Here is a 12895-nt window from a genome sequence, read left to right as displayed (position 1 = left end):
GCGGCCCGACCCATCCTACGAACTGGAGCCGCCTACTGCATCTGCGGGCTCTGGGCGTTGCCGTTGCTCTGTGGCTGTACGCGAGGTGGTTCTGCGATGCGTATATCCGGCAGGGTGCCGCCGATGAATTCCAGGCTGTAGGTCGGGAAGGCGAACTGCACTTCGAGATCGCGCAGGCCCTGTAACAGGCCCAGGTTTATTTCCTGCTGGATATCCATGTACTTGTTGTAGTCCGAACTCAGCACTAAATAGACCACCTCAAATGTCAGCTGGTAATCGTCGAATGCCAGAAAATGTGCGCGATCAAACTTTGTATCTGGTACGGCCCTAATCACATCGGCCACTAATTGGCTGACTTCGCGAACTTTCTCGGTCGGTGTGTTGTAGGTGATGCCAAATTTGAAGACGATTCGGCGGGTGTTCATGCGCTTGTAGTTGTGCAGCGTCTGGCGTAGCAATTCGGCGTTCGAGCAGACAATCTGCTCGCCGCTGAGGCTGCGGATGCGCGTAGTTTTCAAACCGATATGCTCAATTGAGCCGGCTACGTCGCCGAATACCACGAAATCGCCAATCACAAACGGCTTGTCGACGCCGATTGATAGCGACGCAAACACATCGCTAAGCAGCGTTTGCACCGCCAGTGCCACTGCGATACCGCCGACGCCGAGGCTCGCGACCAAGGCAGTAATGTCCACGCCAAGGTTGGCCAGGATCGACAGCAACATGACCGTCCATACCAGCATACGAACCATGACCGCGATAATAGTGGTCGTTACCGGATTGCGTGTGCCGCCATCGGGCTGTGTTAGCAAACTGTTTGCCCACAGGCGTATGCCGCTGTCAAACCACAGCGCGATCTGTAGCGACAGGGCCACGAACCAGCCATGACTAAGGCCGGACTCCCATTTGTCGGAGAGTTCCACCAGCTTCAGAGCAAGCAGTAGAGAAAATGCGAAGAGCAGTAAGCGGCTGGTCTGACGGAATATTTCGGCTATTAGCCGATAACTCAGCTTGTGGCGTTTCTCTGCCCAGGTCGCCATATGCGCGCTTAGCCGGGCCACCAGGGCGCGCATCACTGTGTAGATCACCAAAGTGGCAATCGTCACAATGGCAATATTCATCCAAAGGGTTTGATTGAGCCAGAATTCCCAATTTTCCATCGTTATCACAACCTCCGCTGGAGGGGCGTGCCTATGCCCCCATACGCCGTCGGCAAAAAGACGTTCCAGTTATTCGGTCGGTTGTGGCGTCAATAAGTTCCGTCGGTTTGAGCAGGCACCCCAGTTGGGGTAGGTCATTTCCGTAATCGACTCACTTCGCTTATTGGCTCAATTCACCGGCAACTCACCGGCTGTTTTGCGGCCCGCCATATGCGAGAGATAGTCCAATAAGTTGGCGAGCTCTATGCGGCTTACTAGCGCTTCGCTAAACCCTGGCATCTTGCCCTGCGGCCAGCGCCGTAAGCTCTGCGGGTCGCGGATATAGCGGGTTAGAAAGTCGCCGCTGAAATACTCCGTCGGGTTATGCGGAATATTCAGGTCCGGGCCGAATTGCGAGTCGCCGGCGCCATTCAGGCGATGGCAGGCCATGCAGTTCTTCTGGTACTGGGCAAAACCGGCCTGCACCGCCGGGCTGGCGTCGGCCGCTGGCAGCAGTTGCGGGAAGCGCTGCGCCACCGGGGCCAGTTTGCGGATGGTGGCCAGCTGGAATGGCCATTGCTCGGGGCCGATCTGGCTGGCTGCCGGGTTTTGCCATACCAGGTAGAACGGCCCGGCGCTGGGTTTGCCGGTACCCAGGGCGGGCCAGGGCTCTGCTGGGTCTTCGATGGCCAGCCAGGCTTTGCTGCCAGTTTGGCTAAGCGCGGGGGCGGCGGAGAGTTCGGCGGCAAAGCCGTCGCTGGCCACCAGTTGCAGGTGATCGCCCGGTTGTACAGCTTCCAGCAGCGCGGCCAGCGGTACGGCGCGGTAGCGCATGCTGCGTTTGTAGCTGACGTCGTCGCTGATCTCGACGCTTTGCGCCTGCGAGTGGGCGAGCAGTTGGGCGCTGCTCAAGCGCTGGCTGCCGTTGCCCAGTTCTAGGGTCAGTTCGGCGGCGTGCAGATAAGTGAAGGGTAAGAGGGCGAGCAGGGCGATAGCGAGAGCGCGTTTGTTCAATCCTGCGACTCCAGGGCGAGCTTTAGTTCGTCATAGCCGCCGGCGTTGATCAGGTTGCTGTAACCCATGGCGCGCAGGCTTTCTTCGGCGATGCCGGAGCGACGGCCGCTGCGGCAATACAGCACGATCGGGGTGTCCTTGTCCGGGGCGAGGGCGCTGATGCGGCTGGCGATCTGTTCATGCTCGATCTGCTCGGCTCCGGGCAATGCGCCTGCGGCGAATTCTTCGGCGGTGCGGACATCGATCAGCACGCTTTCCGGTGATTGCAGGGCGACAACGGCGGCGCTGAGCTCGGCTTCTCCAGCCAGCAGAGGCAGGCTGACCAGCAGGCTGAGGGTGGCAAATAGGGTGCGCATGGCGTGCTCCTTGGGGTGATTGAAATCACCCTAGCACAGGCGCTGCTTTGCACGCATTTGTAGAGGTTGCGCTGCCGCTGCCGGCTCACTCCACGGTGGCAGGCAGGGCAGGAAATCAGCGGTTTAGCTGACCAAACGGGTCAGGTTGGGAAGAATCAGAATGACTGTGGTGGCAAACACGATCATGCCTGCCTGACGCATTTTCACTGGATTGAACATGGCGGTTTGCCTTGTTGTTTTTTGCGGGTGGTCGTCGCTGTCTTGCTCTGTATGCGGATGCGACGCCACGCCTCGTGTTGATCATTCAAGCCGCCCCGGCAAAACCCGGCGACGACGCCTACAACAGCCGACCTGCGCTCTATTTGCCGGTGGCTTGATTCAACTGTAGGGGCGCGCAGCGTCTTGCTATAGACGCCTTGATTACTAAGGTGCGCGGGCTAGTTGCCAGCGGTTATGACGCGGGGCCTGCAACAGGCAAGCGGGCCTTGAGCTAGACGTGCTTGTTGGCCTTCGTCCAGTGATTGACCGTTTGTCTGAGCTGAGTGGTCAATAGGCCTGAGCACTTCGGTCATTGAGACTGCCCCCGCCCGGCGTATGGTGGGCCCCGCAGGCCGTTGAAAAACTACCTACGTTGGCAATACGGCGTTAAAAACAGGCTCGGAATACTCATTTACAGCTCGTAAACTCCGCTTCCTCGCCTGTTTTTGCCTTGTCTTTCCTGCCTCGCCGACGTTTTTCAACGGCCTACCACTCAACAAAAACAGGCGTGGGCCCCACCTGCGCCATCAGCCACCCTCCATTGGAGGTCTGAGGACGCCATGACCGAAGCATTTATTTTCGATGCAGTGCGCACGCCCCGCGGCAAAGGCAAGAAGGACGGCGCGCTATACAGCGTCAAGCCTGTAGACCTGATCGCCGGCCTGCTCAAGGCGCTGCAAGCGCGCAATAACCTGGACACCAGCCAGGTCGATGACATCGTGCTCGGCTGCGTAACGCCGGTGGGTGATCAGGGCGCGGACATTGCCAAGACCGCGGCCATGGTTGCCGATTGGGATGTCAGCGTGTCGGGCGTGCAGCTCAACCGTTTCTGCGCCTCGGGCCTGGAAGCGGTGAACATGGGCGCGATGAAGGTGCGTTCCGGTTTCGAGGACCTAGTGGTAGTTGGCGGCGTCGAGTCGATGTCGCGCATTCCCATGGGCTCCGACGGCGGCGCCTGGGTGATGGACCCGGCGACCAATATGCACACCCATTTCACCCCCCAGGGCATCGGCGCGGACCTGATCGCCACTCTGGAAGGCTTTAGCCGCACGGACGTCGACAGCTTCGCTCTGCGCTCGCAGCAGAAAGCCGCTCGCGCCAGTAAGGATGGTTCGTTCAAAAAATCGCTGATCCCGGTGGCGGACCAGAATGGCATCGTGCTGCTCGACCACGACGAATTTATCCGTGGCGAATCCACCCTCGAAGGCCTGGGCAAGCTCAAGCCGAGCTTCGAGATGATGGGCCAGATGGGCTTCGACAGCACCGCGCTGCGTGTTTACAGCCATGTCGAGCAGATCAACCACGTACACACCCCAGGCAACAGCTCCGGCATCGTCGACGGTTCGGCCCTGATGCTGATCGGCAGCGCTGCCAAAGGCAAAGAGCTGGGATTGAAGCCGCGCGCGCGCATCGTCGCCACTGCCGTGACCAGTACCGACCCGACCATCATGCTCACCGGCCCAGCGCCGGCCACCCGCAAGGCTTTGGCCAAGGCTGGGTTGAACGTCAATGACATCGACCTGTTCGAGGTCAACGAGGCGTTTGCTTCGGTGGTGATGAAGTTTATGAAGGACATGGGCGTCAGCGAGGACAAGGTCAACGTCAACGGCGGCTCCATCGCCATGGGTCACCCACTGGGCGCGACCGGTTGCGCCATCCTCGGCACCCTGCTCGACGAGCTGGAGAAGCGCCAGCTGCGCTACGGCCTGGCCACCCTCTGTGTGGGCGGCGGTATGGGTATTGCCACCATCATTGAACGTATTTAAGGAGCTATCACGGGCTACTGCGCTCGGCCATGCTGCGTTGGAAATCCTCCGGAAATGCTCATTTGCACCAGCAAACTCCGCTTTCCGAATGATTTCCGCCTTGCCTGACCTTCGCTCGTGACGCCCCTGAAGCGCTCCCCCGACATTTGGGAAGTGAATAGAAATGACTGACGCCATCCGTTACGAAAAAGGCCAGGACAATATCGTCGTTCTGACCATGGACATGCCCGGCCAGAGCGCCAACACCATGAACGCGGTGTACCGCGAGGCCATGGGCACGATCGTCGAGCGCCTGGAAGCCGAAAAAGATGCCATCGCCGGGGTGATTGTCACCTCCGCGAAGAAGACCTTCTTCGCCGGCGGCGACCTCAACGAGCTGATCAAGGTGACCAAGGCCGACGCGCCGGCCTTCTACCAGATGATCCTCAATATCAAGGGCCAACTGCGCCGCCTGGAATGCCTGGGTAAACCAGTGGTGGCTGCGATCAATGGTGCTGCTTTGGGCGGCGGCTGGGAAATTGCCCTGGCCTGCCATCACCGTATCGCCCTGGACAGCTCCAGCATCCAGCTCGGCCTGCCGGAAGTAACCCTCGGTCTGCTGCCGGGCGGTGGTGGGGTGGTGCGTATGGTGCGCCTGCTCGGTCTGGAAAAAGCCCTGCCGTATCTGGCCGAAGGCAAAAAGGTCCGTCCCGATGCCGCGCTCAAGGCGGGCTTGATCCACGAGCTGGCTTCCGACAAGGATGACCTGCTGGCCAAGGCCCGCGCCTGGATCGCCGCCAACCCGGCGGCGAAACAGCCATGGGATGTCGCCGGTTACAAGATCCCCGGCGGTACGCCGTCCAGCCCGAATGTGGCGCAGATGCTCGCCATCGCGCCGAGCGTATTGCGTGATAAAACCAAGGGCTGTTTCCCCGCGCCGGAGAAGATTATGTGCGCCGCCGTCGAGGGTGCGCAGGTCGACTTCGACACCGCGCAGATTATCGAAGCGCGCTACTTCACCGAGCTGACTACCGGCCAGGTGGCGAAGAACATGATTGGCACCTTCTGGTTCCAGCTCAATGAAATCAACGCCGGCGGCTCCCGCCCGCAAGGTTTCGAGCCCTACGTAACCAAGAAGATCGGCGTGCTTGGTGCCGGCATGATGGGCGCGGGTATTGCCTATGTGTCGGCGGTGGCCGGTATCGAGGTGGTGCTCAAGGACATCTCTATCGAGGCGGCCGAGAAGGGCAAGGATTACTCGGCCAAGCTGCTGGAGAAGAAGGTCGGCCGTGGCCAGATGAGCGCCGACAAGCGCGATGGCATTCTGGCGCGGATCAAACCCACCATCAGTGACGCCGACTTCGAAGGCTGCGACCTGATTATCGAAGCGGTATTTGAGGATCGTGACCTCAAGGCCAATGTCACTGCGGCTGCCGAGCGTGCGGCGCTGTCTGATGCGGTGATCGCCTCCAACACCTCGACCCTGCCGATCACCGGCCTGGCCAACGCGGTGCAGAAGCAGGACAAGTTTATCGGCCTGCATTTCTTCAGCCCGGTGGACAAGATGCCGCTGGTGGAAATCATCAAGGGCGAGCACACCAGCGACGAAACCCTGGCACGCGGTTTCGACTACGTGATGCAGATCAAGAAGACCCCGATCGTGGTCAACGACAGCCGCGGCTTCTTTACCTCGCGGGTGTTTGGCACCTTCACCAACGAAGGCTTGGCCATGCTGGGCGAAGGCGTGAGCGCGGCGATGATCGAGAACGAAGCGCGCAAGGCCGGCATGCCGGTCGGCCCGCTGGCGATCAGCGATGAAGTGTCGATGAGCCTGATGAACCATATCCGTCAGCAGACCATCAAGGACCTCGCAGCCGAAGGCAAGCAGATTCCCGAGCACCCGGCGTTTGCGGTGATCGACATGATGCTCAACGAGTACAAGCGGCCCGGCAAGGCGGCGGGTAGCGGCTTCTACGATTACCCTGCAGGCGGCAAGAAGCACCTGTGGCCGGAGCTGAAAGCGCGTTTTGAGAAGTGCGATGCGCAGATCTCGCAGATCGACGTACGTGATCGCATCCTGTTTATCCAGGCCATCGAAACCGTGCGCTGCGTGGAAGAGGGCGTATTGAAGTCGGTTGCGGACGCCAATATCGGCTCGATCATGGGTATCGGTTTTGCCGCCTGGAGCGGCGGCGCGCTGCAGTTTATCAACCAGTACGGGGTGAAGGACTTTGTCGCCCGCGCCCAGTACCTGGCTGAGCAGTATGGTGAGCGCTTCCTACCGCCGGCGCTGCTGCTGGAAAAGGCGGCGAAAAACCAGAGCTTCTAATGCCGTCGTGTTAAGACTGATGTACTGAACCGGCTCCCTGTGAGCCGGTTTTTTTATGGCCTGTAGTTTATGGAAGACCAGCCTATTTATGGCTACAGCACTAGACTGCTGCAACGGCCACGCCAGTGTGGCGCAAGGGAGGTGTTATGAACATTAGGATAAGCAGTGCGCTGGCAATCAGTCTGGGCTTATTGGCCACGCCGGTGTGGGCGGATGACTGCGCCGATGCCATGGATCAGTTCACCCTCAACCAGTGCGCGGCAGCGGAGTATGCCACTCAGGACAAGCGGCTGAATCAACCGTACGGCGATTACCGTAAGCGTCTGGATGATGGACAGAAGCAGCAACTCAAGGAGGTGCAGCTGGCCTGGATCAAGTTCCGCGACCTGGCCTGCGCGTTCGAGTCGGCGTCGGTGGAGGGTGGTTCGGCCTATCCGATGGTGCTTAACGGCTGCCTAACGCAAAAGACCGCGGCGCGGGTCAAGGAGCTGGAGCAGCTGGCCGTCTGTGAAGAAGGCGACCTCAGCTGCCCGATGCCAGCGCAATAACTGTCAGCAGGCCTGACGGCCGCAGACCAGTTGCTGAATGGCCTGACGCTCGCTCAGGTGAGTGGGCATGCGCAGGGTGGTCAGCGTGCCATCGCTGAGCTGGATGGCCAGCTCGGACTCGAAGTGGATGCCACTGCCGTCGACAGTGGCGTAGGTCACGCCATAGACGTTCTGGTTGCTCAGCGATTGGGCGATGCTCATGGCGTTCTCCTGATTTCGGTGTGACGTTATTTACCGGCGTTCTGGTCAGCTTTGAGTTGTGCGGTTTGGACTTTTTCGGCTTGGCGCTGGCTGCTCGCACTGTGATTGCTGTTAAAGGCGGATGCGGCAAGCAGGCTGGCGATGGCGGAGAAACTGGTCATGCTGATGTCCTCTGGTTGGTTGGGCGCAGTGCCCGATGGCCAGATCATCTGCGCGTGCCGCTATCGACAGAAGTGAATGGTGCTTATGGTGACTATCGAGGGCGCTGATGGGCCTCGGGTAATTGGTCGGGTTTAGCCCGCAGCTATTGCCTTGCAGCCTGTCAGCAGGCACGCTTGCGCGCTGGTAAAACAACCCTCCTGCGCCCTAGGTAACCGCCCATATGCCGCTGCAGATCTGCATCCTGGAAACCGATGTTCTTCGCCCTGAATTGGTCGACCAATACGACAGTTATGGCCGTATGTTCGAGCAGTTGTTCGCCCGTCAGCCGATTGCTGCCGAGTTCAAGGTGTACAACGTGATGGAGGGGCATTACCCGCCGGACAGCGAGCGCTACGATGCCTATCTGGTGACGGGCAGCAAGGCGGACTCCTTTGGTGCCGATGCCTGGATCCAGACGCTGAAAACCTACCTGCTGGAGCGCTACAACCGTGGCGACAAACTGCTCGGCGTGTGTTTCGGTCATCAGCTGCTGGCGCTGCTGCTGGGCGGCAAGGCCGAGCGCGCGGTGCAGGGTTGGGGTGTGGGTATTCATCAGTACCGCATGGCAGGCAAGCCGACCTGGATGAGCCCCGATCTTGAAGACCTGACGCTGCTGATCAGCCACCAGGATCAGGTCACCCAATTGCCGCTAAACGCCACCTTGCTGGCCAGCAGCGAATTCTGCCCGATTGCCTCCTACTGCATCGGCGATCAGGTGCTGTGCTTCCAGGGCCACCCCGAGTTTGTGCATGACTACTCGCGCGCGCTGCTCGACCTGCGTCAGCTGCATATCGGCGAGCCTGCCTACTCCAAGGGTATCGACAGCCTGCAGCACGACCACCAGGGCCACACCGTGGCCGAGTGGATGATGCGCTTTGTCGCTCAGGGCCGTGCCGGCCTGGCCGAGTAACCGGCGGCTGCACGTAAAAGCCCGCTCAACTGAGCGGGCTTTTTTATGGCAGCCAGCGGGCCGCTGATACGCGAGGTTAACAATTGCTTTAAGCGATTTTTATAGCCAGCCGGAACGCTTAAAGCTGACGTAAAGCGCGACGCAGCCGGTGGTGATCAAACCGAGTACGCCGAAATAGCCGTACTGCCAGGCAAGCTCAGGCATGTTCTGAAAATTCATCCCGTAGATCCCCGCCACCGCCGTGGGGAAGGCCAGGATCGCTGCCCAGGCGGCGAATTTGCGCTGCGTGACGCTTTGTCGGGAGGACTCCAGCAGCAGGCCGATCTCGATGGCGTGGTCGGCCATCTCGCGTAGACCGGTCAGGTCTTCCAGCAGGCGGTTGACGTGAATCGCCACATCACGAAAGTAAGGGCGCATGTTCTTGTCGATAAACGGGAAGTCGAGGCGCTGCAGTTCTTTGCAGATTTCTGCCAGCGGCCCAATATAGCGGCGCAACCGCAGTAGGTCACGGCGCAGGCCTTGGATGCGCTCGACATCATCCTGGCTCAGTGGGTTTTTCAGCACGTGCTGTTCCACCTCCTCTAGCTCGACGTGGTAGTTGTCCATTAACGGACGGTAGTTCTCGATCACGAAGCTGAGCAGGGCGTAGAGCACGAAATCTTCGCCGTGCTCAAGCAGCAGCGGGCGCGCCTCGCAGCGTTGGCGCACCTGGGAGTAGGGCGCGGATTCGCCGTAACGGGCGCTGATGATGTAACCGCTGCCGGCGAATAACTGGGTTTCGACAAAGGTCAGCTCGTCGTTGAGCACAATGGGTGAGTAGAGCACCATAAACAGCGCATCGCCGAAGGTTTCCAGTTTGGGCCGGGTGTGCCGCTGCAGGGCGTCTTCCAGCGCTAATTCATGCAGGTCGAACTGCTGCTGCAGGCTGATCAGCTCCTCTGAACAGGGATCATGCAGGCCGATCCAGACGAAATGCCCCGGTTTCTTCGACCATGGCTTGCCTTCGTCGAGGCTGATATTGGTGACTTTCTTGCCCTTGCTGTAAACAGCGGCGGCAACAACGCGACCCATAGTGTTTCCTTATTATCGGTGACCTCAGTACGCAGCTTAGCGACTTGCTCGCCGCCGGTGTGAGTAAACGGCTGCAGCGCAGGCTGCGCCCAGCAATAAAAAGCCCAGCGCGTGGCTGGGCTTTTGGGGCGTTACCGGTAGCGTCAGACGCTGTGGCTGAGCTGCTGATCCATGGCGTCGATGCACTGCTGCATCTGCGTGCGGCAGGTTTCGAGCAGCTGCGGCAAGTCATCCTGGCTCAGGCCGGCGGTGGGGATGGCCGGCAGCGAGCGGATCATGATCTCGCCGCTGTTCCAGCGGTTGAGCTGGAGGTGGTTGACGTAGGTGCTGACGCACACCGGGATAATCGGCACGCCGGCGGCAATCGCCATCTGGAATGCGCCTTTCTTGAACGGCAGCAGACCTTTGCCCAGGTTGCGCGTGCCTTCGGCGAATACCCAGATCGAGGTGTCTTTGTGCTTGAGCGTGTCGGTGGTGGTGAGCATGGCCTGCTTGGCGCGAACTGCGTTGCCACGGTCGAGCAGCACATTGCCGGCCAGCCAGTACAGCTGGCCGAAGAACGGCACCCACTTCAGGCTCTTCTTGCCGATGCTCACGGTGCGCTTGGGCACTACACGGCCGAGCACGTAGAGGTCGTAGTTGGACTGGTGGTTGGCGACGATCACGCAGGAGTGCTGGTGCTCCAGACTGTGCACATCGGTCTTCAGCTTCCAGCGCAGCAGCCACTGCGCCGGGATGCTGTAGAGGCGTGCGCATAGGCGGCTGTTATCTGGATTGAACGGACGGCACAGGCCGAGCAACAGGCCCAGGATGCCGGCGAGGATAAAGTGCACGCCCATCGCCAGCATGCGCAGAAGAAAAAGCATTTGGTACGCCCGTCATAGGAAAAAGGCGCGCAGTGTACGGGCGTGCACTGCTTTCGGCAATTGATGCTGATCAGAGGTCGTTACCGCTTGTTGCGTCCTCACTACAGCCCTTTGCTGGTGGCGGGTAGCAGCTCAATCGAGCTATAGCGTTGGGCCAGGCGGGTGATGCTGCCATCCTGTTTAAGGGCCAGCAGGGCCTGATCCAGCTGCTGCATAAAGTCCTGCTTGTAGGGGTAGGCCTGTTCATTGATGCGGGTATAGCCCAGATGACCGTGCTCGCTGGACAGCTTCGGCCCTTCAACCAGCCAGTCCAGCCCACTGCTGGCAAACAGGCCTTCGCTGCGCATCTGCTGCAGCTCCCAGAGGATCGACAGGCGATCATTGATATACACATCGATGCGCTTGCGCCTAAGTTGCAGCAGGTTGGTGCGGTTGTTCGTGGCGTAGCTCTGCTGCACCTCGCCAGCCGCGAGCATGCTCTTGTAACTGGGCGCGGCGATAATATTGAAGCCGCGGTTGAGGCCGATGCGCAGGCCGGCGTAGGCCGCCGGGAAATCTTCGATGGCGCGCTGCTGAGCCAGTTCGGCGCGCACGAAGGCCACCACGCTTTCTTCCAAAATTGGCCGTGAGTAATCCATCCACGGACGTTCCACGGGGCGGTGATAGGGCGGGAACAGGGCAAAGCTTGTGCCTTTTTCCAGCGCCGCCAGTCCGCGTGGCCAGGGCACGGGGCGGATATTGACGTGATAGTCCGGCATGTGCGCGAACGCTGCACGCAGGATCTCGCTGTACAGGCCTTTGGCCTCGCCGTTTTCGGCATAGCTATAGGGTGGATAACTGGCGTCACACAGCACCGTAACACTGATGGGTGTTTGTGCCTGGGCGATGCCCTGCATTGCCAGGCACAGTAGCCAGGTTACGAGTATGCGCATGTCCAATCTCCTTATCGGTTGGCGCTGGTTGCACGCACAGGTGCAGCCCGGTGTCTGGGTGCTCAGACCTTGAAGCGCCCGAGCAGATGGTCCTGCTGACCGACTTGTTCGACCATCACGGGGCATTGAAGTACCTGTTCTTCGGCGCCGGCGGCCACTTCATGGCTGATGTTGCGGATATTGCTGGTGTTGCGGTTGATCTCTTCGGTTGTGGCGCTCTGTTGCTCGGCGGTCTTGCTGGCGGTGTCACGGCTCTGTTGCATGCGCGACTCGGCCTGTTTCACCCCGGATTGCAGCTGGTCGATCATCTGGCGGACTTTCTGAGTCGACTGCTGGGTGTGCGAGGCTAGCGAGCGTACCTCATCGGCGACCACTGCAAAACCTCGCCCGGACTCACCAGCGCGCGCGGCTTCGATGGCGACACTAAGGGCCAGCACGTTGGTCGGCAATGCGGGTGATCAGACTCGATGTTGTGACTGAGTGTGGCCAGCTCGTTGATCGCCTCTGTGGAGCTTGCCGTTAAATGCAAAAGCCCGGCACATGGACCGGGCTTCGTGTGTTGCCGGGGCTTTACCCCATGTGCTTCTTGTCCAGATCGACCGCCTGATCGAGGGCCTCGAGCAGCGCCTTGCGCACTTTCAGCTTGGTGTTTTTGTGCGCGGTCATGTTGATCTTCTTCATCTGTTGGGCAACTGCCAGCGCGGTGGCATGCAGCTGCTCAGCCGGCACTACCTTATCGAGGAAGCCGGCATCGACCGCGCTTTGCGGGTCGAACATCTCACCGTTGATCACCGAGCGATGGAAAGCCGATTTACGCAGACGGTCACGGGCCAGCTCGATGCCGGCGTGGTGCATGGTCATGCCGATCTGTACTTCGTTGAGGCCGATGCTGAACGGGCCTTCGACGCCGATGCGGTAGTCAGACGAAAGCAGAATAAAGGCACCCTTGGCCACCGCGTGGCCTGGGCAGGCGACGATGATCGGGAAGGGGTGTGCGAGCATACGGCGCGCCAGGGTGGAGCCGGAGGCAACCAGGTCGATGGCATTCTGCGGGCTGGAGGTCATCACTTTGAGGTCGTAACCGCCCGAAAGAATGCCCGGCTGGCCGGTGATGATCACGATGGCCTTGTCCTGCACGGCGCGATCCAGAGCGGCATTGAAGGCAGTGATCACATCCGGGGAGATGGCATTCACCTTGCCATTACACAGGGTCAGGGTGGCAATGCCATCGTCGAGTTGGTAGCTGATCAGGTCGCTCATGGTCGGGTTCCTTGTGCTGAAGTGCAGCAGACGTTACTCATCCGCACCGGTCAGGTAAAGCACGA

General features: G+C 60.0%; 13 protein-coding genes and 1 pseudogene. 4 read left to right on the top strand and 10 right to left on the bottom strand.

What is annotated here, in order from left to right; all coding sequences use genetic code 11:
• Nucleotides 1-32: 32 nt before the first annotated feature.
• From AACY25_RS00615 to AACY25_RS00605, 3 genes are all read right to left on the bottom strand, one after another.
• Nucleotides 33-1160 (bottom strand): mechanosensitive ion channel family protein, encoded by a 1128-nt coding sequence (locus AACY25_RS00615; RefSeq protein WP_339521890.1) that lies wholly within the window; start codon nt 1158-1160, stop codon nt 33-35.
• Nucleotides 1161-1328: 168 nt separating this feature from the next.
• Nucleotides 1329-2153 (bottom strand): c-type cytochrome, encoded by an 825-nt coding sequence (locus tag AACY25_RS00610; protein WP_339521889.1) that lies wholly within the window; start codon nt 2151-2153, stop codon nt 1329-1331.
• The gene (locus tag AACY25_RS00605) at nt 2150-2509 is read right to left on the bottom strand and encodes a rhodanese-like domain-containing protein (RefSeq protein WP_339521888.1); all 360 of its coding nucleotides are present in this window, start codon (nt 2507-2509) and stop codon (nt 2150-2152) included. Before AACY25_RS00605 ends, AACY25_RS00610 begins: the two co-directional genes overlap by 4 nt.
• An 818-nt stretch (nt 2510-3327) precedes the next feature.
• Here AACY25_RS00605 and AACY25_RS00600 point away from each other — a divergent pair.
• The 3 genes from AACY25_RS00600 (at nt 3328) to AACY25_RS00590 (ending at nt 7389) form a co-directional block, all read left to right on the top strand.
• On the top strand, nt 3328-4533 hold the full coding sequence (locus AACY25_RS00600; protein WP_339521887.1) for an acetyl-CoA C-acetyltransferase: 1206 nt from the start codon (nt 3328-3330) through the stop codon (nt 4531-4533).
• Between the two features lie 163 nt (nt 4534-4696).
• Complete coding sequence (locus AACY25_RS00595) at nt 4697-6841, top strand: 3-hydroxyacyl-CoA dehydrogenase NAD-binding domain-containing protein (RefSeq protein WP_339521885.1); 2145 nt, start codon at nt 4697-4699, stop codon at nt 6839-6841.
• Nucleotides 6842-6987: 146 nt separating this feature from the next.
• Nucleotides 6988-7389 (top strand): lysozyme inhibitor LprI family protein, encoded by a 402-nt coding sequence (locus AACY25_RS00590; protein ID WP_339521884.1) that lies wholly within the window; start codon nt 6988-6990, stop codon nt 7387-7389.
• Between the two features lie 3 nt (nt 7390-7392).
• On the opposite strand, the gene ptrC is transcribed toward AACY25_RS00590, so the two are convergent.
• Nucleotides 7393-7590 carry a type III secretion system co-regulatory protein PtrC gene (gene ptrC / locus AACY25_RS00585; protein ID WP_090385536.1) on the bottom strand — a complete coding sequence of 66 codons (198 nt, stop codon included), beginning with the start codon at nt 7588-7590 and terminating at the stop codon, nt 7393-7395.
• Between the two features lie 26 nt (nt 7591-7616).
• Entirely contained in the window at nt 7617-7751 is a 135-nt protein-coding gene (locus AACY25_RS00580; protein WP_339521882.1) for a hypothetical protein, read from the bottom strand.
• Nucleotides 7752-7972: 221 nt separating this feature from the next.
• Between AACY25_RS00580 and AACY25_RS00575 the strand changes: the two genes are divergently transcribed.
• Nucleotides 7973-8701, top strand: coding sequence for an amidotransferase (locus AACY25_RS00575; RefSeq protein WP_339521881.1), 729 nt, complete (start codon nt 7973-7975; stop codon nt 8699-8701).
• Between the two features lie 99 nt (nt 8702-8800).
• On the opposite strand, the gene AACY25_RS00570 is transcribed toward AACY25_RS00575, so the two are convergent.
• The 5 genes and pseudogenes from AACY25_RS00570 to AACY25_RS00550 all read right to left on the bottom strand — a co-directional run bounded on the left by AACY25_RS00570 (nt 8801) and on the right by AACY25_RS00550 (nt 12830).
• Nucleotides 8801-9772, bottom strand: coding sequence for a magnesium and cobalt transport protein CorA (locus tag AACY25_RS00570; protein ID WP_339521880.1), 972 nt, complete (start codon nt 9770-9772; stop codon nt 8801-8803).
• Nucleotides 9773-9915: 143 nt separating this feature from the next.
• The gene (locus AACY25_RS00565) at nt 9916-10638 is read right to left on the bottom strand and encodes a 1-acylglycerol-3-phosphate O-acyltransferase (RefSeq protein ID WP_339521879.1); all 723 of its coding nucleotides are present in this window, start codon (nt 10636-10638) and stop codon (nt 9916-9918) included.
• Between the two features lie 101 nt (nt 10639-10739).
• The gene (locus tag AACY25_RS00560) at nt 10740-11570 is read right to left on the bottom strand and encodes a substrate-binding periplasmic protein (RefSeq protein ID WP_339521878.1); all 831 of its coding nucleotides are present in this window, start codon (nt 11568-11570) and stop codon (nt 10740-10742) included.
• Between the two features lie 62 nt (nt 11571-11632).
• Nucleotides 11633-12013 (bottom strand): annotated as a pseudogene (locus tag AACY25_RS00555) (methyl-accepting chemotaxis protein); the annotation flags it as partial.
• Between the two features lie 127 nt (nt 12014-12140).
• The gene (locus AACY25_RS00550; protein ID WP_339521876.1) at nt 12141-12830 is read right to left on the bottom strand and encodes a crotonase/enoyl-CoA hydratase family protein; all 690 of its coding nucleotides are present in this window, start codon (nt 12828-12830) and stop codon (nt 12141-12143) included.
• Nucleotides 12831-12895: the final 65 nt, after the last annotated feature.

Source organism: Pseudomonas sp. EA_35y_Pfl2_R111, assembly GCF_963970955.1.
Taxonomy (GTDB): Bacteria; Pseudomonadota; Gammaproteobacteria; order Pseudomonadales; family Pseudomonadaceae; genus Aquipseudomonas.
Note: the sequence above shows the minus strand (reverse complement) of the source record. Positions and strands in the feature narration are given on the sequence as shown.